This window comes from Phormidium tenue FACHB-1052, from assembly GCF_014696675.1.
GTDB classification, from domain to species: Bacteria; Cyanobacteriota; Cyanobacteriia; order Phormidesmidales; family Phormidesmidaceae; genus Nodosilinea; species Nodosilinea tenuis_A.
In genome coordinates this window covers 1-23,011 of sequence record NZ_JACJQN010000004.1, presented here as the reverse complement: position 1 = coordinate 23,011, position 23,011 = coordinate 1, and the positions used below count along the sequence as shown (strand labels likewise).

The window sequence follows — 23,011 nt, the reverse complement described above, 5'->3', positions numbered from 1 at the left end:
TTATTGGAATGAGCCGGGCCATGGCTTTTTCCCTAGGACAAAACAGGCTCCCGGCCTCTGTCGGGGGTAGGTAGAGCTTGAGTATGGCATGGCTGGCCTAATTGAAGGAGAAGGGGATTGGCAAAGGGCTGGGTTTGGGTTAAAGGAGTGGCGATCGCAGCCATAGCCGTAGGCCTAGTACTGCGTTTCTCTAACTTAGACCGCAAGGTCTACTGGCACGATGAAGTCTATACCAGCCTGCGGGTGGCAGGCTACATGGGGCCAGCGGTGCAGGATGCCGTCTTAGACCGCCCTGATCTAACCGCTGCCGACCTGTTGCAGTACCAGCAGATGCCGCCATCTCCCTCCCTAGCAGACTGCTGGGATGCCCTGGCTAACCACCCGGAGCATCCGCCGCTGTATTACCTGGCGGCCCACGGCTGGGGGCGGATTTTTGGAGCATCGGTGGGGGGCTACCGGGCGATCGCGGCGATTTTTGGGGCGATCGCTCTAGCGGCCATGTTTTGGCTGGGGCGGCAGCTATTTCCGCTCAACCCGCCAGTAGCCTGGCTGGCCACGGCCCTGATGGCGGTGTCGCCTGTGCAAATCATCTACAGCCAGGAGGCCCGCGAGTATAGCCTGTGGGCGGTGGGGCTGCTGCTGACCCACGGGGCTCTGGTGCGGGCGCTGCGGCTCAACCAGCCGCTGGCCTGGTTGGCCTACGGCTTGGCCCTAGGGCTCAGCTGGTACGGATCGCTGATGACTGGACTGCTGGGGTTGAGCCACCTGGCTTTTATGGTGCTGACCCAGCGGCAGCGACGGCCCTGGCTGGGGTTTGGGCTGGCCCACGGCCTAGGCATGGGGCTATTCATTCCCTGGATTTGGACGATTGTGCGGCGGTGGGAGCGGCTGAGAGAGGTCACGGCTTGGACAGATGACCCTCAGTCTTTAGACTTTTTGGCGAAGCTTTGGGGGCTGCACTACAGCGCCACCATAGTTGATTTTAATCTGCCCCTCGACCATGTCTTTACGGTGGTTGGCCCGGTCTTGGTGCTGGGACTGGTGGTCATCAGCCTGGTTCAGATTGGGCGGCACTATCCCCGCTCAACGGCGGTGTTTTTGGGCTGTGGGCTGCTGGTGCCACCCCTGGTGCTGATTGTTGGCGACCTGGTGCGCAGCGGGCAGATTTCGACTAACACCCGCTACTTTCTGCCGTCGCTGCTGCTGGTGCCCCTGGCGATCGCCCCTCTGATCAACGCTGGTCTCGCTGCCGCTTCGCAGCGGTCTAGAGCAATGGCGGCGGCGCTTCTAGCCCTGCTGCTCACCCTGGGTGTCGCCTCTGGGGCTGCCAACACCCGCGCCTTCACCTGGTGGAATAAATCCCTGAGCTATTCGAACCTGGCGATCGCTACCTACCTCAACCAGCAGAGCGCTCCGGTGGTGATCTTTGGTGAGAGCGGTATCACCCTGGGAGAAGCCATTTCCCTCAGCCACTACCTCAACCCCGACACTGCTCTATGGCTGCTGCCCGAGAGAACCTTGCCCCCGGTGGCCACCCTGCAAACTGTGGCCCAAGACCAGCCCAGGCTGTTTTTGTTTGAGCCGCCGTCAACCCTGCTCGACACGGTGCCGCCGGGTTGGCAGATAGCCCCCGCCACCGATGCCACCGAGTTTGCTCCCAATGACCTGGTGCGGCTGATTCCAATCCAGGAGTCTTGAGAACTAGCTCACGGCTGGAGCCTGCATTTGCAGACTGCCAACGGTGGCATCCATCGTTACTGATCCGCCGATGGGCAACGTCCACAGCGGTTCTATATGACCGATCCAGGCACCCGCGTAGGCGGGGATGCCCAGGGGTTTAATGTGGTCTTGCAGAATGTCACTTAGGGTGAGCGAGCCGTAGCCTTCGCCGGGGCCGCAGCCGGTGCATTGGCCAAACACAAACCCCGCCAGACCGTCGAGCACCCCCGCCAGTTTGAGCTGGGTCAGCATGCGATCGATGCTGTAAGGAGCTTCGCCCACGTCTTCTAAAAACAAAATTGCCCCAGTGGTGTCGGGCATATAGGGTGACCCCACAATGCCCGAAATCACCGAGAGATTTCCTCCCAGCAGTGGCCCGGTGGCGCGACCCGGTGTCATGGTCTGAATGCGGCCCTGGTCGCGCATCAGGCGATCTTGGTCGCCCCCCAGCAGTGGGTTGGTGTAGGTGAGCATTTCACCGTTGATCAAAATGCGACGCAGCGGCTCTACTTGGTCGTCGCGCCAGGCAGTCAGACCGTGGGGGCCGTGGAAGGTGACCAGCCCCGTTTGGGCATAGAGGCCGAGCAGCAGGGCCGAGATGTCGCTAAAGCCGATAACCACTTTGGGGTTGGCGCGAATCAGGTCGTAGTTGAGGTAGGGCAGAATGCGGGCGCTGCCCCAGTCGCCCCGGATCGGTAACAAGGCTTTGACTGCGGGGTCAGCAAACATAGCATTCACATCGGCGGCTCGCTCGGCGTCGGTGCCCGCCAGATAGCCGTAGCGCGCCAGGGCATGGGGAGCCACGCGGGGCACAAAACCCAGGGCTTTGACAGCGTCAATCACCAGATCGAGGCGATCGCGCTCAAAGGTCGCCCCCGCCGGGCTGATAATCCCCACCGTATCCCCTGCCCGCAGGCGCGGCGGCAGCAGGATAGGACGCCCTTGGGCCTGCACCGCCCGCTGCCCCAGCGCCACCCCTGCCGCTGCTACCCCCAGCCCGCCCAATAGCTGTCGCCGCCGCATACGCGCTACCCTAAAATTTTGCAACACCACTGCCGAGCATACACCGGAGTCCCCTCGTGACTGCACAACCTTCGTCCTCTTCCCTGCCGCCCCTTGGCCCCGAAGATTGGGAACAGCGCTACCAAGAGGGCACCCCCCGTTGGGATCTGGGCCATCCCGCCCCCGCCTTTCAAACGCTGCTGCATGGGGTGGATGCGCCGCAGCCGGGTCGCGCGATTGCCCTCGGTGCCGGACGTGGCCACGATGCTCTCTTCTTTGCCCAGCGGGGGTTTGAGGTCACCGCTGTGGACTTCGCCCCTTCGCCGATTCAGTCGCTGAGAGAGCAAGCCCAGGCGCAGCAGCTTTCCTTGACTCTGCTGCAAAAGGACATCTTTGAGCTGACCCCCGAGCTGGCGGGCCAGTTTGACTATGCGATCGAACACACCTGCTTTTGCGCGATCGCTCCCGCCCTGCGCCCTGCTTACGTAGCGTTGGTGGCCGAGCTGCTGGTTCCCGATGGCGAACTGCTGGCCGTATTTTTCACCCACCAGCGCTCTGGCGGCCCGCCCTTTGGCACGACCGCCGCTGAAGTGCGCGAGTTGTTTGAACCCCACTTTGAAATATTGACCCTAGAGCCGGTGACAAACTCCATACCCTCGCGGCAGGGAGAGGAGCATTTTGGGCGACTGCGGAAGCGAGGAATTTAAGGGATGGGGGTGATGCAATGGAGAGTGGGTCTTGAAGTTTTTAATTTTGAGTTTTGAGTGTTGAATTCACAGCTTGAACTCAACACTCAAAACTAAGCACTCAAAACTCTCCCCACTCCCTCACCCCTCACCCCTCACCCATCACCCCTCACCCATCACCCCTCACCCATCACCCCTCACCCCTCACCCCTCACCCCTCCCTCCCTCCACCTCCTTATACTGAAGAAGACCGTTCACCCCGAACCTTCCCCATGGATTTAGAGCAGATTTCTGCCCAGCTTAAAAGCGAAGACTCGAAAGACCGCATGCTGGCTCTGGCCTCGCTGCGCGATGTGCCCGCAGCCCAGGCGGCACCGCTGATTCGGCAGGCGCTGCACGACAAAAACCTGCAAATTCGCTCGATGGCGGTGTTTGCCCTGGGCATTAAGCCCGATGAAGAGTCGTACGACATTTTGATCAATCTGCTCACTTCTGACCCTGACTATGGCATTCGCGCTGACGCGGCGGGGGCGCTGGGATATTTGGAAGATCCCCGAGCGTTTGAGACGCTGGTGCGGGCGTTTTACGAAGACACTGACTGGCTGGTGCGCTTTAGTGCGGCGGTTTCTCTCGGCAACCTCAAAGATCCTCGTGCCCACGATGTGCTGATGCAGGCGTTGCAGAGTGACGAGGTTGTGATGCAGCAGGCGGCGATCGCAGCTGTCGGCGAGATTGGCGACCTAGAAGCGGTCGACGAAATCCTCAAGTTTGCCCAGTCGGAAGACTGGCTGGTGCGCCAGCGCTTGGCTGAGGCGCTGGGCTATCTGCCTACGCCAAAAACTGAGCCAGCCCTGCGCTATCTCGAAAAAGACTCTCAGTTTCAGGTGGCTGAGTCGGCGCGAATTTCGCTCACCCGACTGCACAAGCGTAAGGACGGTTAGCGCCCATCAATACTGCTGAGTCAACCTGACTTAACACGGTGTGCAATTGGCAATTTGCCCTTTGAAACCATCACACAGTTGTGCCACTTTGCTTTGCATCGGCCTGTGTAAGCTAAACAGCTGTGCCACTTTGCTTTACATCGGCCTGTGTAAGCTAAACAGCTGTGCCACTTTGCTTTGCATCGGCTTGTGTAAGCTAAACAGCTGTGCCACTTTGCTTTGCATCGGCTTGTGTAAGCTAAACAGCTGTGCCACTTTGCTTTGCATCGGCTTGTGTAAGCTAAACAGCTGTGCCACTTTGCTTTGCATCGGCTTGTGTAAGCTAAACAGCTGTGCCACTTTGCTTTGCATCGGCTTGTGTAAGCTAAACAGCTGTGCCACTTTGCTTTGCATCGATCGCTGTTTGTTAAACGGGCTGCTCGATGTGTCAAGTTGCGATCGCAGCCCCCGACGGCAATGGGTAAGCCATCGGAGGCAGGGGGTTTACTCAATCAGCACGGTTTTGGTGGCGATCGCCATCCAGACTGTTCCTGTTGGGGAGCTTGCACCGCTGGTGGGCGGCACGGGGATGGGGTCGCTCCAGTCGTTGGGGTCGGTGTAGCCGAGAGCGTGGAGGATTTTGATGGTGCGATCGATGCCTGCGAGGCTGCCGTAGAGCATGTGGCGCACCCGCTCTGGGCGAATTTGGGGGGTGCTGGATGAAGACGGCGGAAGATTGGATGCGCCGCTGGCATCGGGTTCGAGATATTCAAACATCGGTTCTGTTTCCTTGTATTGGGTACGGAAGAAACAGAACGCGAAAACCCCAGCCACCCGCAGCTGAAGTGCAAACTGTGGGGGCTAGGGTACGATGAGCCTAGCCTCGCAATCTGCCGTCTAGATTTGCGGGGTTAGCTGTCTGTTGGTGTTACCAGCACCTTCAGACAGCGCCAAGATTTTCGAGTTCTGCGTAAGCACCGCTCTGCTGAACGGCTTAACGAAAGAGAATACTGATACAACCGCTCCTCGTCAACCGTAGAGTAGAGTTGGCTAGCGAAGGTGAAGGTGAAAGATTGCATTCTGCCAGTTGAAAACAGATGATCTCGCTTAACCCTGGCATTAACTCATCAGAACAAACGAACCACCACTCAAGCGGGTCTCCTGCTCGATACACAAGCTCGATGCAGGCAAGAACTAATTTATCATTCCAGGCAAATTGGGATTCAGGCTTGCGTAAGTCACAGATAGAGAACAGCAAGATTAGCTACAAATTCCTGAAATCTAGAGCATTTGCACAAACTCGTCCATCAAAGCTTGAGCCATTATTCCGCAAGAGATACGATAGACTTGCAGGGTGTTTTCATATCTTGTAAGATATAGTTGTCTTGATCCGAAATAAGGTCTTGGGGTATGACAGTAAGCACGAGTTATATTCAGCGATTGCAGGCTTGGATTAAGGCTGAGGCTAAGAGGTGCGCTGAAAAAGAAGGTACAGGAGACGGAGTTAATGCATTTGGGCGGGAAACACATCTCAAACTCAGTCAATATGGCCTTAGGGGATTCACAGGTGCTCAAATATCGAGATGGATCAGAGGGGAGGTCACTCAAGAGATCAAACCTCACACTTTGAGGCGATTTGGGCTGTTGCGAGGGTTATCCAAAGACCCTGAAGAGGCTGAATGGCTTGCTAGAGAGTGGCTTGAAGGGCGTAGTAATCAAGAATTCGCAGATGTAAACCCAACCACCTTATCCCTTCTCCCTCTTCAAAGAGAAGGAGTAGATTGCAATCTGGAAAGTCTGACTCCTGTGGAACTAGTACAAATTGCAAGCCGTATTGTTGAGCGTCTGGGGCAACTAGCCTCGGCTAAGGCATTATCAAGCAGCAATGATCATGATCCTGCACCGGAACCTAATCCTTTGACCCATATGATTATCGGATTCATGCAAACTAATGATATGAGTCTAGATGAGTTAGCTCAAAGATTAAGTGTGCCCCCTGTTAGGGCAAAAGAAATTATTACAGGACATTTAATGACCCATGAAGAATGTGTTATGGCAGCTAAATTTATTAGGTTACCCGTTCAAACTTTAATGGATTTAGGAGGAGGCTAATCCTTGCTACAGCTAAATTCATTTTGAGCTTCCACTTGCGAAGCCTGTGGAAGGAAGTCAATAAGCCTATTAGCTGGACGATTGTCGTTACGCCAGATTTAGGAGGTGGTGGCAGTGCGATCGCAAATCTCGTGTAGGTTGGGTTGACGAAGGAAACCTAACAATCCCAGAAAGATTTTGCTCTCAACCCACTGTGGTATTGCATAGTGCTAGATTAACGGTGGCTGTTGGGTTAAGCTAGCTCAACCCAATCTACTAACTTTTTGTATGGCTTCTTATTTATTCTTAGTTAGAAAATGAATAAAGAATTTCCCAAAATTCGTAAGCTAGTCTTGAGTCGTGGCATGTGTTTTGGCAGTTGCCCTGTTTATGATGTGACTGTTTTTGAAGACGGTAGTGTTGAGTGGCTTGGCGAGGATTTTGTAGAAGTCGTTGGTTTTGCTTCATGGTCTATACCAATTTCTCGAATAATTGAGATTGAAAAGGCTCTAAATCACGCTAGCTTTCAAGCTCTTAATGATTCTTACAGTGAATATGGGATGACGTGCCAGGCTTCCTGTGATCTTCAAGTGGAGTATCAAGATGGCTTTGTTAAATCAGTGCATCATTACCATGGTGATTTTTCGGCACCAGAAGCATTGAGACGTTTAGAAAATAAACTTGATAAGTTAATTGAAACAGCTTTCTACATTGGCCGTAACAGCGATAAAGAACTATAGTGCGATCGCACCCCTCCTGTAAGTTGAATTGACGAAAGAAACCCAACAATCCTAGTACCATAGATTGGCTAGCCCGCTAGCAGAACCCGAAGAAACTTAGTTTAGTGTTAGATTTTCTCCCCTGGAGATGCTACGCGAATACTGCGTTCCACCCAAACTACCTTTTGCTTGCTTACAGGTTAAACTGAGCGTAGACAAGTAGTATCCTCATCAATGCCTACGGTTCTCCAAGTCGGCCCCTACAGCTTCATCTTCTTCAGCTCTGACAGAGGTGAACCCGCTCACATTCACGTTAAGCGCGATCGGCAGTTGGTTAAGTTTTGGCTGAATCCTGTTTCTTTAACTAAAAACCGAGGATTCAAAGATCACGAACTAAACGATATTTCTCAGCTTGTAGAGGAGCACCAACAAACATTATTGGAGGCATGGCATGACTACTTTGGTACTTGAGACAGAGCCCCTCGCAGCACAGATCAGAATAACAGACGAAAGATTAATTGTAGATTTAGTAGATGGACGAAGCTTAGTAGTTCCTCTATCTTGGTATCCCCGTTTACTCCATGCTTCTCAGGAAGAACGGCAAAACTGGCAACTTTTAGGCGATGGTTACGCCATTGAATGGGTCGATTTAGACGAACATATTGGCATTGAAGGTCTGTTAGCCGGTAGACAGAGTGGCGAAAGCCATCAGTCTTTTGAACGCTGGCTAGCAGCACGAGGCAGTACCTCACATTAGTCTCAAAAAAAGTTGAAAATACAGCCTCAATGTTGAATATTCCACCTCAATAATTTCAACTATGGACTACCGAAACTACATCACCATTGAGCCCAATAAGCGCGGCGACAAACCCTGTGTACGCGGCTTACGTATCACCGTCTATGAAGTGCTTGAATACTTAGCTTCCGAGATGACCGAAGCCGAAATTCTCGATGACTTTCCCGACCTAACGCGAGAAGCTCTAAAAGCCTGCATTGCCTACGCTGCTGACCGCGAGCGGCGGTTTATGACCGCTCCCCTACCGGCATGAAATTACTTTTTGATGAAAACCTATCGCCCAAACTACCAAATCAATTGTTTATCCTAGATCTAGGAGATGCACACCATCCTCAAGGTACTGAATGCACATAATCCTTGGCGGCACCGGCAACGTTGGTTCAGCCGTAGCACGGGCACTACTCAACCGCCGTGAACCAGTTCTTGTCGTCACTCGCAATCCCTTAAAAGCCGAGGAATTGCGCCGAGACGGAGCCAACGTTGCAGTGGCCGACGTGCACGATATAGAAACGCTGCGGGGTATCTTTCGCCAAGGTCAGCGGTTGTTTTTACTCAACCCACCCGCTGCTCCTTCCCTTGATATGGCTGCTGAAGAGCGACGCAGTTTAGCCGCCATTTTGAGCGCGATCGATGGCGCAGATTTGCAGAAAATCGTAGCCGAATCAACCTACGGAGCCCAACCTGGAGAGCGCATAGGCGACTTAGGCGTGCTTTATGAAATGGAGCAGGCACTAGCCGCCCAACTTGTTCCCACAACGATTATTCGAGCCGCTTACTACATGAGCAACTGGTGCGCATCGCTACAATCAGCGCGCGAACAGGGAATCATACAAACGCTTTTTCCAGCAGATTTCAAATTGCCGATGGTTGCTCCATCAGATATCGGTGAGGTCGCAGCTCGTCTCATGACTGAACCGATCGAGCAGACAGGGCTGCATTATGTTGAAGGCCCCGATCGCTACTCGTCTCAAGATGTAGCCACTGCATTTGCGACAGCACTGGGTCGTCCCGTTGCTGCTGAATCGATTCCTCGCGACCAATGGTTAGTGATGTTCAAAAATATCGGCTTCTCAAACGAAGCCGCCGAATCTTTCGCTAACATGACAGCAGCAACCCTCGATGAGACATTCCCAGATGTAGACTCTGTCGAACGGGGGCCAACCTCACTGCATAATTATCTCTCGCAGGTGGTGCAATCAAGCGATCGTAGGTAAAGCTATTAAAAGTGCGATCGCAGATCTCTTGTAGGTTGGGTTGACGAAGGAAACCCAACAATCCTAAAAAGAATTTAATTATATTCCCCAGGAAGAACGGTTTTTACAACGGTAACTCCGCCAAAATTCTTTCCTGACATTCTCAGTAATTCATCACCTGAAAATTCAAAACCAAGTTTTAGTGCTATTCGTGCAACATCATCTGCAGTAGATGCTGCGAGCACCTCGTTTTTAAGTGCAGGTTCAGACTTCATTTTCTTTAAAAATGCCTCAAGCTGATCTAAAGCCATGTTTAAAATTCCTATTCTTATTGGCTGCTTATCTGTTAAAAAGGGAAACCATTACAGGCTTCAAGCAGATTCTACTATCCTTTCAAGATATCGACAATGAGCAGAACTCTCAATTGTAAAGTTCTTTGTTGAGCTTGTCGGTTGGGTGAAGCGCAAGCGAAACCCAACTCCCCTAATAGTTTTCTTGCCCAACCACCTGCCCTAAGTACCTCACCTCCGAGATGACCAAAGCCGAAATTCTCGATAACTTTTCCGACCTGACGCCAGAAGGCATTAAAGGCCTGCATTGCCTATGTCGCCGATCGCGAGCGTTGGTTTATGACCGCACCTTTATCGTCATGAAATTACTTTTTGATGAAAACCTATCGCCCAAATTGCCAAATCGCTTGAGCGACCTTTTCGCAAATTCGCTTCATGGGCGAGATGCAGACATGAAAGCAACAAACGTCTGAAGCCGCTAGAATTTCCTTGACCCGACTGCGCAAACAGCGGTCAGCACCCTACTTTGTTAGAGCACTATGGCTACGCTCTCCCTACCCCGATTTCAGTTTCGGCCCCTGGGCTATCGGCGATCGCGGCGGTTGCTAGGGGCCGTAGGTGGAGTTGCGATCGCCCTCACCACCGCCATCGCCGCCCCCGCCCCCGCCGCCCAAAACCCGGTGATTCAGGTTGGCATTGTGCAGCGCTTTGGCGAAAATCTGCAGGACCGCATCACCCTCGAAGCCCTGCCTGGCGAGCAGCTCACCCTCAGCTTTGACACCCAGGGCCAGCCCCAAACCGTCACCACCAGCCGGGTTGTGATCGGCCTGACCCCCGAGCAACTGCCCGAAGCCACCCTGGGCGAGCGCGTCGTGCTCAGCAACCACCGCAGCTTTGAGACCGCCGAATACAGTGCTCAGCAGTGGCGCGATCGCGGCATTGAGCCCGAGATCGCCCAGCCTGGCAGTTGGGAAGTGTGGGCCAACCGCGAAACCTACGACAGCCCCCTGGTGCGCCGCCTGCTGGTCAAAAACCTGCAAGCCCAGGGGTTTACCGAGGTCTTTCTCGACAGCGAAGTGGTAGGCCAAATTCCCCGCACCTACTTTGAAGCCAACGGCTATCGCTACGGTCGCGATGCCCTCGACATTCGCGCCAGCGGTGGGCGGGTGCGGGTGACCCAGCCCGGCGAGCCCCCCGTCACCCGCGTCTACGGCGGCACCCTGCGAGTGCAGCCCAACACCTACGGCACCTACACCCTGGTCAACAGCGTGCCGATCGAAACCTACCTGCGCGGCGTGGTGCCCCACGAGATTGGGGCCGGTGCCCCGGTGCCCGCCATTCAGGCCCAGGCGGTGCTGGCTCGCACCTATGCCCTGCGCAACCTGCGCCGCTTTGCGATCGATGACTACGAACTCTGTGCCGATACCCAATGCCAGGTCTATCGGGGCCTGACCGGCACCGCGCAGGTGACCGACCAGGCCATCACCTCCACCCAGGGGCAAGTGCTCACCTACCAAAACGAGCTGGTGGATGCGCTGTATTCTTCTACCTCGGGCGGAGTCACCGCTGCCTTTAGCGACGTGTGGGAAGGCCCCGATCGCCCCTACCTGCGCCCTGTGGTCGATACTGTCAATGGCCTGTGGGATATCAACCGGTATCCCCTCAGCTCCGAGGAAGCGATTCGCGCCTTTATCGCCATTGACAAAGGCTTTAACGAAGACACCTGGCAACTATTTCGCTGGCGCAACGAGGGCACCCTCAGCGAGATTACGGCAGATCTCAAGAGCTATCTAGGGCGGCGGCAGCATCCGCTGGCGGGGTTTACCCAGGTGCGATCGCTGCGGGTCTCCGAACGAGCCAACTCGGGCCGGGTGCAAGCGATCGACATCGAAACCGACCTGGGCGTGGTGCAGCTCAAAAAAGACGAAATTGTGCGAGTGCTCAGCCCCCCCCGCAGCCTGCTCTTTTACCTGGAGCCGATGTACACCGCCGGAGCCGATGGCGCTGCTGGACAACTCAGCGGCTATCGCTTTGTCGGCGGCGGCTGGGGTCACGCCGTGGGCCTGAGCCAGGCAGGCTCCTATCGACTGGGCAACCTGGGCTGGGCCTATCCTCGCATTCTTCAGTTCTACTACCCCGGCACCACGTTGCAGCCAATCGGTGAAAATCTGACCTTTTGGCGAGAGCCGAGCTGAGTCGGCATGGGTGATGGGGCGGGGGCAAAGTAGCGTGGGTCAGTGCCAAAGCTTCAGACCTGGCCACCCATTCCCAGCCCCACGTTCCCAAAAGCGAGAAAAAGAATCCCGATGGGGATTGGTGACGATTGCTTGCAGGCTAGAACGTTTCGGGAATCCTGGGTTTGACCTTGTAGTCACTATCGGATTCCTTCGCTACCAAATGCCTGCACTGTTGGATAAGCTGCTTCATTTTGCCGTGGGCATTGCTACCGGCGTTGTTTTTTGGTGGGTACTAGAGCGCAATCACCGGAACGCAGCGGCAACGATCAACCCCATCTGCTTTCTAGTCATGGTGGTCTGGGGGGCCAGCGGCCTGTTTTTCTTTCGCAAGCTGGGGGTGCCGCTGCTCAGCGGTACCTTCTTTTACATGGCCTTTCCCGATTGGGATATTCCCCTCTACAAGGCCACCGGGCTGCGATTTCTCATCCACCGCAGCTGGCTGTTCCATTCGGTGCTGATACCTGTGGCCGGGCTGGGCGGCTGGCTATGGTTGGCCTCGCGGCTGGCCCTATCAACCTGGCAAAAAACGGTGGCCAATCTACTGCGCGATGGGGCGATGGGGCTTTCGGTGGGCATCAGTGCCCATTTAATTTGGGATGCTCTGTTGTCCTCCACCCGCCGGGGTTTCTACATCCACGGGTTTAGCGGGCCAGCGTCCTACGGGTGGCTACTGCTCAACCTGGTGATTGGCCTGGGGGTGCCCCTGGTCATAGCCTGGGGGCTAGGGCAATCGGGGAGACCGATCGCAGACTAGCGAAGTTTGACATTTTAACTGTACTGACGAGGTTAACTATGCGGCTGCTAACGCCCCTGCTTGGGTTTGCGCTAATGATTTTGGGGATTTACTTTTTGGGTAAGAATATTTTCTTTACGACGTCAGCCTATCCCTGGTGGCGCAGTATTGCGGCTGATTTATCGGTGCTGTCGCTAGCGGTTGGGGTATTTATGCTGGTGTGCTTGCCCTCTGGGGCAAAGGCGGTGGGCTGGGTGGCGATCGCCTTCGGCATTATCTGTGTCTTTGCCAGCAGCCGCGCCATTCTCAACCCCACCAGCCTGTGGCAGTTTCTAGTATCGCTACTATGCATGGGCTATGGCTACCAAATGTTGACGACCCGCAGACTACCGTTTTGAAAACAGTAGCTGCCATCCCTCAGCCCAAGACATCTCGCAGCAGTTGGCGGTGCTGGCTGACAGAGGTCAGAGTGTTGGCGGTCATCAATCCACAGGCGGCTACTGCTGGTAGACCGATGCCGGGGAAAGTAGAACCGCCCACACAGAGCAGCCCCTCCAGCGGAGTCTTTGGCCCTGGAAAAAGGCCATTCTCAACCGAGATCGCGGGGCCGTAGCTGCCCCGGTGGCAGCGCAAAAAGCGTTCGTGGGTGAGGGGAGTGCCGACCAGTTCTACCTCTACCCGGTGGCGCACATCGGGGATGATGCGCTCCAGAGCCTGCCAGAGGGGCTTTGCCCGTTCTGCTTTGAGCTGGGTATAGGCGGGGGTGCGGCGATCGCACCCCTGCCAAATTTCATAGGGCTCAGTGGCGGGGGTGTAAACGTGGATGGTGTGCTTGCCCGGCGGAGCCAGGGACGGGTCGAGCACCGTGGGAATCGACATGACAATGAGATTTTGCGGAGCGTCAATGCCCCGTTCCCAATCTTCCACAGTGATGTAGTGGCAAGCTAAATCGGGGGGTAGTCCTTCACCGTCAATGCCCAGGTGTAGATGCAGAAAGCTGGGGCACTCGGGGGTGGCCTGGCGTGCTTCTACGAATGTCTTTGGCAAGGCTCCATCGGGTACTAGCTTCAGCGTGTCCCAAATGGAGGCGTTGGAGATGACGGTGCCGGCACTGAGAACTTCTCCAGAGCGGAGAGTAACTCCTGAAGCGCGATCGCCCTCCACCAAAATTTCCTTGACGTGAGCGCCCAGCCGCAGGGTGCCGCCATACTTCTCTAGACCGCGCACCAGGGCATTGACTAGAGCCGCGCTGCCGCCGATAGAATAGTCGAGCGTTACGCCCGGACGATACCACTCGGCAAACATAAAGGCCATTTCGGCGGTGCTGGTGCCCTCGGCGGGCAGGCCTGAGAGCAAAAAGCACAGCATGTTCATCCAGTGGCGAATGAAGGGGTCGCGGATGGTGCGATCGAGCACGGTGCTGAAGGGTTTGCTGGACTGGGTAAACGCTGGAGCATTTCGCAGCAGTTCCCAAGCGTAGGGAGCGACGGTTTGCACTGCACCCAGATCTAACCTGAGAGCGGCGGGGGGTAGGGCTGTGGCCGCTTTGCCCAGGGGCACCATCACTTTTTGCAGGCTCCGCCATTCTTTGACAGCGGTTTCGCCCCGCAGTCTACGCAGCACGTCGGCGAACTGATCGTTGCCCACGGTGGTGTCAAAGTCGCCCTCGGGAATGCGTACGCCCCAGGTGTTGTAATTGGCCCAGGTAATGCTGTCGCCTTCGCCCACCGCATCGAGCACGTGGCGCAGCGGGTTGGTAGAAGCCCGGTACGACAGGCCCGAGTAAAGCGATGGCCCCGAGTCGAAAATAAACCCCTGGCGCTCAAAGCCGTGGGCCGCCCCACCTGCAATGGAATGGCTTTCGCAGACAGTGACGCGATAGCCATAGCGGGCCAGCAGCGCCCCGCAGCAGAGGCCACCAATGCCGCTGCCGATCACAATGACATCGGTGTTTTTGATGGAGGGCATTGCCCCTAGCTCCCGGTGTAGCCCTGGATATTCTCGGGGCGAAACTTGCGCAGAATGGGGGTCGCCTGGCGCACTACCGCCTCGGAGCCGCGCACTACCACCAAAAATTTGCCGTCGTCAAGCCGGTTGCGGTACGAGAGGGCATCGCCACTGCCGAGAATGCCCATGCCGCCGCCAATAAAGTAGGCCCCCATCGACCCGCCGATCGCTCCCAGCAAACCGCCGATGATCTGGTTGCCCAACCGCCCCGTAAAGGCAAAGGTATCTAGCCCAGTAATGATGTTGAACATAAACCCGGCGGCAAAACCAAAGGGCACTAGCCACACCATCATCAGGCGAATCTGTTTCCAGGCCTGGTCGGCGGGGTCGATCAGCCCATACTCGTCGGCGCTTTTAAAGCCTTTGCCCAAGATGTCAAAGTTGTCCCTGGGCAGACTGGCTTCCTCAAGGGCGTTGTAGGCTTCTTCGGCTTTGATGCGATTGTCTAAAACAGCGACCAGGTAGTTCATTTCCAGAAGGCAATGGGGCAAAGACAGTGGGGTGTGAACCCAATAGTTATTATGCCGCGTTGGCGTTCATCCCTTAGGGGCTTGGCCAACACCCCGGCTAAACCTGCCCCCCCGGACATACCGTAGACCATTGGTCTAGGTTGGCCCTGGCCTCAATGAACCCGGCCAGCTCGCCCCGGTAGGCAATCAGCCGAGCGCGATCGGCGGAGGTGGGCGGCACCAGCACCACCAGGCGATCGACCGAGGCGGCGGCACAGGCCCAGTCGCTAGCTTCCACCGCAGCGGCTAGGGTGGCTTGGCGCTGCACGATTTCGGCCTGTTTGGCGGCCTCGGCCCGCTCTTGGGCGATGTAGGTTTGCATATTGCGAATGCCAGCGGTGGCGTAGCGATCGCCCGGTCGAAACGTCAGCGCCCGGCGAAAGTTGATCAGTGCCGTGTGGTAGTCTCCCAGCTCAGCGGCGGAGTAGCCGGCCAGCATGGCATAGCGGTAGGACTGCGATCGCGTCTGTTTGAGGCGGCTATCCAAGCCCGATGCCGTTACTGTTGGTGTCTCTGCCAAGGCTGGCCCTAGCCCGCCAACCACTAGGGTTGCCCCAAGGGCTAAACCCACCGCAATCTTGCCCACAGTCCCCATAGCTGCCATCCTTGTTGCTTACGCTACACGACCGTTTAGGGTAGCGAATTTTTTGCCGGTCGCGGCACCAATCTGTCCTAGGGCTGCGGCGGACGGCTGAGGGCTTTGTGGGCTAGGGAGCCTGCGATCATCGCTACTACGAACAGAACTGGGTTGGCCGACCCTAAGCTCAGGGCGGCGATCGCAGGCCCCGGACAATACCCGCCCAGCCCCCAGCCGATGCCAAATAGGGCCGCGCCCAGCACCAGAGGGCGATCGATATCGCTGCGGGTGGGCACAAAGAATTTGTTGCCCAACAGCGGATGGGGCCGCCGCAGAATAACGCGAAAGCTAATCAGTGTCACCAGCACCGCGCCGCCCATGACAAAGGCTAAGGTAGGATCCCAGCTACCAAAAAGGTCTAGAAAGCCAATCACCCGCTGGGGGTCGATCATTTGCGAAAAGCCCAGGCCCAGGCCAAACAGGAGCCCGGCGACGAGGGTCACTAGGTTTTGGGTCAGGGTGTTGGGGGGGGATGCGTCTTGGGTTGTCATAGCTAGTTCCTCAATATCTCTAAACCCAGCTCAGCAGGTGGCGGGTGATGAATACGGTGACAATGCCAGCGGCCATAAAGGTGAGCACGGCAACCAGCGATCGCCCCGACAGTCGCCCCAGCCCACAGACCCCGTGACCGCTAGTGCAGCCGTTGCCCATGCGAGTGCCAAAGCCCACTAGCAGGCCAGCCACAACCATGGTGGCGGGGGCGAAGGGATAGGTCGGCGTGGGCTGAGGGGCCAGGGCGTATTCGTAGAGCAGGCCGCCCGCTACTAGGCCCAGCAGAAACAGCCAGCGCCAGCTTTCAGCAACGGCAAAGGTAATGGCCCCGTTGACCATGCCGCTAATGCCCACAATGCGCCCGTTGAAGGCCAGCAGCAGTGTAGCGCTGAGGCCAATGAGGATGCCACCAAACAGCCCATACCACCATTCCATGAGCATGGCTCAATCCCTAATTCATTACTTAACGGTATAGCAATATGATTTTGACTTGAGTGAGGTGTTCTGGGCGATCGCGCCTGGTCATTTGACTCTGCCTTGGGAGGTCAAAATCACACTTCAGGCAAAGTAAGCTAACTTAGCGCTATAGATCTATGCCTTCTCCAGCCATGTCTTCGTCTGCCATTACAACGGTTGTGACTATGATGGAGTTCTTGCCTGCGGCCCTGCAAGAACAGGTCGCTGCTCATCTGCGCGAATACATCGCAGACCTGCAAGATGAGCAACGCTGGGAGGCATCGTTTCAAAATTCTCAGAGTAGGTTGATTGCCGCTGCCCAACGGGCAAAGCAAGAAATCGCTGATGGTCAAGCTGCCCCTCTTGACTTTGAGCAGTTGTGAAATCCGAGGCGTTGCCTTCATTTTGGGTTGAATATCGGCGCTTAAACCCCAATATTAGGCAAAGCGCTAGAAAAGCTTATCGACTGTGGGCTGAAAATCCATTTCATCCATCGCTACATTTCAAGTGCATCAATAGCCAGGAAAGCATTTGGTCTGTCAGAGTCACTCGGGGCTACAGGGCGATCGGCATTCTGGATGGTGATACGGTGACTTGGTTCTGGATCGGTAGTCACGACGACTACGAACGCTTCTTTGGCTGAGACACTGCCTCATGTTCAGAAACCGAGTTTAGGCTGGCCGCTCAGCATCGCCGCCTATCAAAACCCAGGCCAGCCCGTACAATTAGAAGACGTATCCATTTTCTCGCACGAGTACCGCTAGTTCATGACTGACGCCGCCGTTTCTACTGCCGCCACCTCCGCCGATATTGCCGCAGCGGTAGAGCAACGGCGCAACTTTGCCATTATTTCTCACCCCGACGCCGGTAAAACGACGCTGACCGAAAAGCTGCTGCTCTACGGAGGCGCTATTCAAGAGGCTGGGGCGGTGAAGGCCAAGCGAGCCCAGCGCAGCGCCACCTCCGACTGGATGGAGCTGGAGCAGCAGCGGGGGATTTCGATCACCTCCACGGTGTTGCAGTTTGCCTACGGCGGCTACACCATCAACCTGCTCGATACGCCGGGCCACCAAGACTTTAGCGAAGACACCTATCGGACGCTGGCCGCCGCTGATAACGCGGTGATGCTCGAAGACGCCGCTAAGGGTCTAGAGCCGCAAACCCTGAAGCTGTTTGAAGTGTGCCGCATGCGATCGCTGCCCATCTTCACCTTCTTCAACAAAATGGATCGCCCCGCCCGCGAACCCCTAGAGCTGCTGGATGAGATTGAGCAGCGGCTGGGGCTGCAAACCTACGCGGTCAACTGGCCGATCGGCATGGGCGATCGCTTCAAAGGCGTATATGACCGTCGCCACCAGCAGATTCACCTGTTTGAGCGCAGCATCCACGGCAAAAAAGCGGCCAAAAACACGGTGCTCGATATTGGCGACCCGCGCATCGAAGATTTGCTCGACCAAGACCTCTACTACCAATTCAAGGAAGAGCTGGAGGTAATCGAAGAAGTCGGCCCAGAGCTAGATCTCGACGCTGTCCACGCCGGGCAGCAGACTCCAGTATTTTTCGGCAGCGCCATGACCAACTTTGGCGTGCAGCTGTTTCTCGACGCGTTTTTGGACTACGCCCTCAAACCCTCGGCCCACAGCAGCACCCTGGGTGAAATTTCCCCCACCAATGAAGACTTCTCGGGGTTTGTGTTTAAGCTCCAGGCGAATATGGACCCCAAACACCGCGATCGCATCGCCTTTGTGCGGGTGTGCTCCGGCAAGTTTGAGAAAGATATGGTGGTGAGTCACGCCCGCAGCGGCAAGTCGGTGCGTCTGTCGCACCCCCAAAAGCTGTTTGGTCAGGGCAGAGAATCCCTCGAAGAAGCCTACCCCGGCGATGTGATTGGTCTGAATAATCCGGGTGTGTTTGCGATCGGCGACACCATCTACCAGGGCAAGCGGCTGGAATACGACGGCATCCCCTGCTTTTCGCCGGAGATCTTTGCCTACCTCAAGAACCCCAACCCCTCTAAGTACAAGCAGTTCCAAAAGGGTGTCTCAGAACTGCGCGAAGAGGGGGCGGTGCAGATCATGTTCTCCGCCGACGAGTCGAAGCGCGACCCCATTCTGGCGGCAGTGGGTCAGCTTCAGCTTGAGGTGGTGCAGTACCGCCTGCAAAACGAGTACAACGTCGAAACCCGCATTGAGCCGCTGCCCTACGCTGTGGCCCGCTGGGTCGATGGCGGCTGGGAAGCTCTCGAAAAAGTGGGCCGACTGTTTAATACCGTCACCGTCAAAGACAGTTGGGATCGCCCAGTGCTCCTGTTTCGCAACGAGTGGAACTGTCAGCAGATTCAGTCTGACCACCCCGAACTCAAGCTCAGTGCGATCGCCCCGGTGGTCTCCGGCAAAGAACCCGAAAGTCTGTAGATCTCAGTTGCGTCTGCTGCCCCTTCGACTTGATTTAGAGGGCAGCAGACCAACAAACCGTCTACAGTAGCGGCGTCACGTCTTCGCCGCAGTCGTCAGCCAGATAAGACAGGGCGCGAAACCGCAGCCCCACTAGCTGCTCATACAGCGGGTTGATTTTGCACATGGGCGGTATGTGCACCAGCTTTTTGTTAAACAGCACTACATCGCGCTCAAAGGGGCACTGGGAGGGAATCAGCTTGCACACAAACCGGGCCAGGCGCGGATCGTGTACTTCGAGCTGGTCGAGCCATTCGCGGGCGGGTTTGAGGGGGTCGATCTTGCCTACCGTTGGGGGGCGTAGCCCGGCGGCAACCTCGTCATTCTCAGGTTTAAGGCTGTAGAGGGTCGATCGCACCGAGGTAAGCACGGTGTCTTGCAGGTTCAGTGCCTGGCACAGCGCCTGGAGCTGCAAGTCTTCTTCTACGGAATACACGCCGTCGGCCAGGGCGACCATGACCGCCATGCGCAAAAAGTTTTCGGCCACTTTGGGGTCAGCGCCAAGCACGCGGGCTACTTCGGCAGGGGCAACAGGGTCAAAGTGCTCAAAATCAAGCTCGGGGGCCAGTTCGTCTGCGGTCATGGTGGCGATTAGCGCCTTTTCGTCGTCGTCAAAGTTGCCGTCGGCCCAGGCCAGGGTGAGCAGCCCCCGAAGCCAAACCTTGATCTGCTCCTGGGTGTAGGGAGACTGAGTAACTGTGGGCATAGATGTTCCTCAAGCGTCAGTGCGATAGTCATGGCGCAGCCTCTTCAGCAAGCACAGGTATGAGACCGCCCTCGTAGAACCATCGCGGTATCAACAGCCCCAAAATTAGGCACACGGGCTGTAGCGCTTTAATCTTAACGCTGCCAATTTAAGACTGCCCTGGCTAGGAATGATTTTCAGCATGGCCCACTACAGACCGACGTTTGGGAATGGGGTTGATCCCCTGGGCTAATTTCACCGGATGATTCCTTATGGGTTCCTTATCGTTTTTGCTTACCCTCGAAGCAGGCTGAGTAGTTTAGTATCTATGCCAAGACCGTCCTCCACGAGGTAGAACCATGAGCAATTACACAACCGCAGAGCTGCAAACCCTGGTCAAGGCCCCAATGATGACTGGGCTTTCGGTGGCCATGGTTGATATGGGCATTGTCTCCACGGCCATTGAAGCGGCGGCGATGTCAAAGCAAATTGCCGGGGCTGCCCAAAAATATCCTGACAATTCCATCATTCAGGCGGCCTTCTCAGAAGAAACCATGAAAAGGGGTGATATCAAGCTCGATAAGCCTGATATCAAGCCCGAGGATGTCAAGTCTGGGGCGATGATCGATAGCGCGATCGCCGACATTAGCGCCGCCCTCACCCTGGTTGAAGGCAAAGCCTCCGCTGAGGAAGTCGCTGAATACAAGCAGTTTATCTACGACTGCGGAGCCGCTGTCGCTGCGGCGGCTGGTGAAGGACTGTTTGGCACTGGCAGCAACAAGGTCAGCCCTGCCGAAGCCGCCGCTTTGGCCAAGTTTAAGGTGCCTCTGGGCCTTTAATATGAGGAGAGGGGTGCGGTGAGTGAAGCGTCTAGTCTGGGGCAGCCCAAAACCGGGAACTGCCTCGGAGTGAATGCCCGGCCAAAATCGCACTGGAGCAAGGGTGCTCGATCAGCACTGGGGACTGTGGTCGAATGTGGGCTTGATTTTGCCAGCTAGACCAAACGCCCCCATCCTTTTTGTTAAAAGATAATTTTTGCTGACGCCAGCTTTATGTTTCTGTGCCAGGGTCAACGATAATCCCCAAGTGGCCCTAGAGCGTTCTAGGGCTTTAACCCTTTGCCTGTTAAGGAGAACGTTATGAGTTTTACCCGCTGGTTGCGGCGGCTAGCGCCCCTGATGGTGTGTTTAGTGCTGCTGGTTAGCGCCTGCACGTCAGCCCCATCTAAATACGACCAGGTGCAAGAAGACACCACTGGTTTTGGCTCTCCTGCGGCGGTCGATAAAAAAGCCGAAAAGGGCGGCACCTTCAACGCTTTTTTCCCGGACAATCAGAGCGGCTACAACGTCATTCCCTACCAAGAGAAGAAAGGGTTTGCCGAATATAAGCTCGAGCAGGATGGCAAGACCGTGGCCATGCTTACCATCAGCGACACCACTAGCGTGCCTGGCTCAGCCGAGAAATATAGCACCGCCACCCAGTCGATCGGCGGCTTTCCGACCGTAGAGCAGGGCAGCACCGCCACTGGGGTGCTGGTGAACGATCGCTACCAGGTCAAAGTGCTCTCTCGCGACTCTTCCTTTACTAAAGAAGACCGGGTGGCCTGGCTACAAAAGTTTGACCTCCAAGGTCTAGCTCAGCTCAAGGGGGCGATTAACCCCGTCGCCAAACCCGCTGCGGCGCTGCCCCAGGCTCCTACCGCTGCTCGACCCAAGGATGGCTTTAAACTGCCCCGGGTGAAACTGCCGAGCCTGTCTCCCAGTCTTCAGCCTGCCTCTTAGGGAGTCAGCAATGCAAACGGCGATGACGACGATCCAGAAACTAGGGCAGACCTAAGGAGTAAGTTGTGAGCAAAAAAATCTACGAGATTGTCGATAAGCTTCCCACCGGGGGCTTGACTGTGCGGGCGCTGAAGACCCTTGATACCTTTGTGCCCGGTCAGTGGAATAACCTGGTGGGCTTTGACAACACCATCAAAACCGTCACGGGCGAGACCGATGAGGCCATGGTGCAGGCGATCGGCGAACGGGCGATCGCTCTCTTCAACGACAAAAAGCAGGGCTACCAGAGCGCCCTCTGGCTCTACGAAACTGTTGACTCAGCCTCCGGGCTGCTAGGAGCCGCGGCGCTAGCCAACCGCATTGGCCAAGACACCTTCTTGGGCTTTCTCAAAAACCTCACCCCTAAGCCCGAAAAAGCGCAAACCATTGACCTGGTGGTGAAGCTGGTGGCCGAGGTGGTCGCCTTCTGCAAAATTAGCGGCATCCCCGGCGACAGCCTGGGCGATTTTCTGACTGCTCTAGGCGACTACAGCAGCGAATCGCTGGTGCGCATGGCTGCCCTGGTCAGCTTCGACGGCATCATTCCCCTGGGGGCCGACTTTTCGACCAAGGCGCTCACTGCCATTAAGGGCATGGGGGCCAGCGACCTGGAAAGCAACCAAACCTTCAAGGGCATCAAAGACGAAATTCCTGGCGGTAACGACAAGGCCAAGCTCTCCTTTATGACCGAGAGCTTTGAATCGACTAAGGGCTGGATGGATCGCCTTGTGACCGACCACAACATCACCCAGAGCAAACTGGTCGATAACCTGGGCGGCTTTATCGAGGGCTCTAAGGGCAAGCTCGACTACCTGGGCGCATTCCTCGACATGTCGGTGAAGTACTACGAGCACACTGGTACCCAAACCCTGGCCCGCCGGTTGATCGAGCGCGCCGTGGCGGAGATCTAGCCCCCTAGCGTAGCTATAGTCTTGCTCCTGATGCCCGGCTGAATTTTCTCAGCCGGGCTTTTTTGCGGCTATCAGCAGCTCTATGCTCTACGCGGAGATCTATGAACCTATTGTTAGGCTGCGAAATAATTGGTAATGATGTAAATGAAATTATCTGTAAATACTTAAGTGTAATTTAGTTTGCGGGTCGCATTGGAATAGTCGCATCCTAGACCAGTCTATCTAGTTTTGAAAGTGGTTTAGCAATGATTCAGAAAAAACAACATACTCAGAGAATTGTGCCGTTTTACTTGGGGGAGCAGCAAGATTCTCAAGGTCGCATGATTCAAGAGATGTGGACTTGGAATTTTGAGGAACTAGAGTGCACCCATGATTTTATCCAGTGGCTATTTCCTTTGCCAGAGAGAAGTGCATTTAACACCGATGCGCCCATTGTCAGTGATGCGGTCATCCAAGCCTTTCAAAACGACTCGATACTACGTCAAAATCTACGGCGATCGCTTACAGTGATGCTCCGGTTTTATGGTTTGCAACGCCAGGAAAGCAGTGAAGGACACGACTTGGAAGGTTAATGTGACATCACTGAGAATCGGATCCAGTATTGAGGGATTCGTCAGGATGAGGGTTGATGATGTGGCCGCTAGTGGGGATACCG

30 protein-coding genes are annotated in these 23,011 nt (G+C 55.8%); 20 read left to right on the top strand and 10 right to left on the bottom strand.

Annotated elements, in window-relative coordinates:
• Positions 1-117 precede the first annotated feature (117 nt).
• Positions 118-1,698, top strand: a complete 1,581-nt coding sequence (locus tag H6G07_RS07585) for a glycosyltransferase family 39 protein (RefSeq protein ID WP_073607953.1) — start codon at positions 118-120, stop codon at positions 1,696-1,698.
• Between the two features lie 3 nt (positions 1,699-1,701).
• Here the strand turns inward: H6G07_RS07585 and H6G07_RS07580 are convergent, their stop codons facing one another.
• A complete protein-coding gene (locus tag H6G07_RS07580) occupies positions 1,702-2,742 on the bottom strand; it encodes a S66 peptidase family protein (RefSeq protein ID WP_073607954.1) in 1,041 nt (346 codons plus the stop codon).
• Between the two features lie 56 nt (positions 2,743-2,798).
• On the opposite strand from H6G07_RS07580, the gene H6G07_RS07575 reads away from it, so the two are divergent.
• Together H6G07_RS07575 and H6G07_RS07570 are read left to right on the top strand one after the other, a co-directional pair.
• Entirely contained in the window at positions 2,799-3,428 is a 630-nt protein-coding gene (locus H6G07_RS07575; protein WP_244901914.1) for a methyltransferase domain-containing protein, read from the top strand.
• Positions 3,429-3,679: 251 nt separating this feature from the next.
• Positions 3,680-4,348, top strand: coding sequence for a HEAT repeat domain-containing protein (locus H6G07_RS07570; protein ID WP_073607955.1), 669 nt, complete (start codon positions 3,680-3,682; stop codon positions 4,346-4,348).
• 135 nt (positions 4,349-4,483) lie between these two features.
• Here the strand turns inward: H6G07_RS07570 and H6G07_RS07565 are convergent, their stop codons facing one another.
• A complete protein-coding gene (locus H6G07_RS07565; protein ID WP_190740700.1) occupies positions 4,484-4,741 on the bottom strand; it encodes a hypothetical protein in 258 nt (85 codons plus the stop codon).
• Positions 4,742-4,831: 90 nt separating this feature from the next.
• Positions 4,832-5,104 (bottom strand): hypothetical protein, encoded by a 273-nt coding sequence (locus H6G07_RS07560; protein WP_073607957.1) that lies wholly within the window; start codon positions 5,102-5,104, stop codon positions 4,832-4,834.
• Positions 5,105-5,737: 633 nt separating this feature from the next.
• Here H6G07_RS07560 and H6G07_RS07555 point away from each other — a divergent pair.
• The 6 genes from H6G07_RS07555 (at position 5,738) to H6G07_RS07530 (ending at position 9,147) form a co-directional block, all read left to right on the top strand.
• Entirely contained in the window at positions 5,738-6,439 is a 702-nt protein-coding gene (locus tag H6G07_RS07555; RefSeq protein ID WP_073607958.1) for a hypothetical protein, read from the top strand.
• A 296-nt stretch (positions 6,440-6,735) separates the two neighbouring features.
• Positions 6,736-7,158 carry a DUF6438 domain-containing protein gene (locus tag H6G07_RS07550; RefSeq protein WP_073607959.1) on the top strand — a complete coding sequence of 141 codons (423 nt, stop codon included), beginning with the start codon at positions 6,736-6,738 and terminating at the stop codon, positions 7,156-7,158.
• 213 nt (positions 7,159-7,371) lie between these two features.
• Positions 7,372-7,608 (top strand): DUF4160 domain-containing protein, encoded by a 237-nt coding sequence (locus H6G07_RS07545; protein WP_073607960.1) that lies wholly within the window; start codon positions 7,372-7,374, stop codon positions 7,606-7,608.
• Positions 7,589-7,894, top strand: coding sequence for a DUF2442 domain-containing protein (locus H6G07_RS07540; RefSeq protein WP_073607961.1), 306 nt, complete (start codon positions 7,589-7,591; stop codon positions 7,892-7,894). The genes H6G07_RS07545 and H6G07_RS07540 overlap by 20 nt, the downstream gene beginning before the upstream one ends.
• A 61-nt stretch (positions 7,895-7,955) precedes the next feature.
• Entirely contained in the window at positions 7,956-8,186 is a 231-nt protein-coding gene (locus tag H6G07_RS07535) for a DUF433 domain-containing protein (protein ID WP_073607962.1), read from the top strand.
• Between the two features lie 91 nt (positions 8,187-8,277).
• Positions 8,278-9,147, top strand: a complete 870-nt coding sequence (locus tag H6G07_RS07530; RefSeq protein WP_073607963.1) for an NmrA family NAD(P)-binding protein — start codon at positions 8,278-8,280, stop codon at positions 9,145-9,147.
• 74 nt (positions 9,148-9,221) lie between these two features.
• On the opposite strand, the gene H6G07_RS07525 is transcribed toward H6G07_RS07530, so the two are convergent.
• Complete coding sequence (locus H6G07_RS07525) at positions 9,222-9,437, bottom strand: Nif11-like leader peptide family natural product precursor (RefSeq protein ID WP_073607964.1); 216 nt, start codon at positions 9,435-9,437, stop codon at positions 9,222-9,224.
• A gap of 221 nt (positions 9,438-9,658) precedes the next feature.
• On the opposite strand from H6G07_RS07525, the gene H6G07_RS26290 reads away from it, so the two are divergent.
• From H6G07_RS26290 to H6G07_RS07500, 4 genes are all read left to right on the top strand, one after another.
• Positions 9,659-9,889 carry a DUF5615 family PIN-like protein gene (locus H6G07_RS26290; RefSeq protein ID WP_073607965.1) on the top strand — a complete coding sequence of 77 codons (231 nt, stop codon included), beginning with the start codon at positions 9,659-9,661 and terminating at the stop codon, positions 9,887-9,889.
• Positions 9,890-9,955: 66 nt separating this feature from the next.
• Positions 9,956-11,611, top strand: coding sequence for a SpoIID/LytB domain-containing protein (locus H6G07_RS07510; protein ID WP_073607966.1), 1,656 nt, complete (start codon positions 9,956-9,958; stop codon positions 11,609-11,611).
• Between the two features lie 214 nt (positions 11,612-11,825).
• The gene (locus H6G07_RS07505) at positions 11,826-12,407 is read left to right on the top strand and encodes a hypothetical protein (RefSeq protein WP_242026668.1); all 582 of its coding nucleotides are present in this window, start codon (positions 11,826-11,828) and stop codon (positions 12,405-12,407) included.
• A gap of 38 nt (positions 12,408-12,445) precedes the next feature.
• The gene (locus H6G07_RS07500) at positions 12,446-12,784 is read left to right on the top strand and encodes a hypothetical protein (RefSeq protein WP_073607968.1); all 339 of its coding nucleotides are present in this window, start codon (positions 12,446-12,448) and stop codon (positions 12,782-12,784) included.
• 19 nt (positions 12,785-12,803) lie between these two features.
• On the opposite strand, the gene H6G07_RS07495 is transcribed toward H6G07_RS07500, so the two are convergent.
• The 5 genes from H6G07_RS07495 to H6G07_RS07475 form a co-directional block, all read right to left on the bottom strand.
• Entirely contained in the window at positions 12,804-14,354 is a 1,551-nt protein-coding gene (locus H6G07_RS07495; RefSeq protein ID WP_073607969.1) for a phytoene desaturase family protein, read from the bottom strand.
• 5 nt (positions 14,355-14,359) lie between these two features.
• Positions 14,360-14,863 carry a hypothetical protein gene (locus H6G07_RS07490; protein ID WP_073607970.1) on the bottom strand — a complete coding sequence of 168 codons (504 nt, stop codon included), beginning with the start codon at positions 14,861-14,863 and terminating at the stop codon, positions 14,360-14,362.
• Positions 14,864-14,960: 97 nt separating this feature from the next.
• The gene (locus tag H6G07_RS07485) at positions 14,961-15,497 is read right to left on the bottom strand and encodes a hypothetical protein (RefSeq protein ID WP_199311974.1); all 537 of its coding nucleotides are present in this window, start codon (positions 15,495-15,497) and stop codon (positions 14,961-14,963) included.
• 77 nt (positions 15,498-15,574) lie between these two features.
• Positions 15,575-16,030: a YeeE/YedE family protein gene (locus H6G07_RS07480; protein WP_073607972.1), complete on the bottom strand. Its 456-nt coding sequence runs from the start codon at positions 16,028-16,030 to the stop codon at positions 15,575-15,577.
• 19 nt (positions 16,031-16,049) lie between these two features.
• Positions 16,050-16,472, bottom strand: coding sequence for a YeeE/YedE family protein (locus H6G07_RS07475; RefSeq protein WP_139296982.1), 423 nt, complete (start codon positions 16,470-16,472; stop codon positions 16,050-16,052).
• Between the two features lie 167 nt (positions 16,473-16,639).
• Between H6G07_RS07475 and H6G07_RS07470 the strand changes: the two genes are divergently transcribed.
• The 3 genes from H6G07_RS07470 (at position 16,640) to prfC (ending at position 18,901) form a co-directional block, all read left to right on the top strand.
• A complete protein-coding gene (locus H6G07_RS07470; RefSeq protein WP_073607973.1) occupies positions 16,640-16,870 on the top strand; it encodes a hypothetical protein in 231 nt (76 codons plus the stop codon).
• Positions 16,867-17,130 carry a type II toxin-antitoxin system RelE family toxin gene (locus H6G07_RS27035; RefSeq protein WP_073607974.1) on the top strand — a complete coding sequence of 88 codons (264 nt, stop codon included), beginning with the start codon at positions 16,867-16,869 and terminating at the stop codon, positions 17,128-17,130. Before H6G07_RS07470 ends, H6G07_RS27035 begins: the two co-directional genes overlap by 4 nt.
• Positions 17,131-17,254: 124 nt before the next feature.
• Complete coding sequence (gene prfC / locus H6G07_RS07465) at positions 17,255-18,901, top strand: peptide chain release factor 3 (protein ID WP_073607975.1); 1,647 nt, start codon at positions 17,255-17,257, stop codon at positions 18,899-18,901.
• A gap of 61 nt (positions 18,902-18,962) precedes the next feature.
• On the opposite strand, the gene H6G07_RS07460 is transcribed toward prfC, so the two are convergent.
• Positions 18,963-19,646, bottom strand: a complete 684-nt coding sequence (locus H6G07_RS07460) for a Mo-dependent nitrogenase C-terminal domain-containing protein (protein ID WP_073607976.1) — start codon at positions 19,644-19,646, stop codon at positions 18,963-18,965.
• Between the two features lie 338 nt (positions 19,647-19,984).
• Here H6G07_RS07460 and H6G07_RS07455 point away from each other — a divergent pair, with 338 nt between their 5' ends.
• The 4 genes from H6G07_RS07455 (at position 19,985) to H6G07_RS07440 (ending at position 22,928) form a co-directional block, all read left to right on the top strand.
• Positions 19,985-20,464 (top strand): hypothetical protein, encoded by a 480-nt coding sequence (locus tag H6G07_RS07455; RefSeq protein WP_073607977.1) that lies wholly within the window; start codon positions 19,985-19,987, stop codon positions 20,462-20,464.
• Between the two features lie 300 nt (positions 20,465-20,764).
• Positions 20,765-21,406 carry a hypothetical protein gene (locus tag H6G07_RS07450; RefSeq protein ID WP_073607978.1) on the top strand — a complete coding sequence of 214 codons (642 nt, stop codon included), beginning with the start codon at positions 20,765-20,767 and terminating at the stop codon, positions 21,404-21,406.
• A gap of 65 nt (positions 21,407-21,471) precedes the next feature.
• The gene (locus tag H6G07_RS07445) at positions 21,472-22,356 is read left to right on the top strand and encodes a hypothetical protein (protein ID WP_073607979.1); all 885 of its coding nucleotides are present in this window, start codon (positions 21,472-21,474) and stop codon (positions 22,354-22,356) included.
• Positions 22,357-22,601: 245 nt separating this feature from the next.
• On the top strand, positions 22,602-22,928 hold the full coding sequence (locus H6G07_RS07440; RefSeq protein ID WP_084173023.1) for an opioid growth factor receptor-related protein: 327 nt from the start codon (positions 22,602-22,604) through the stop codon (positions 22,926-22,928).
• The last annotated feature ends 83 nt before the right edge of the window (positions 22,929-23,011 follow it).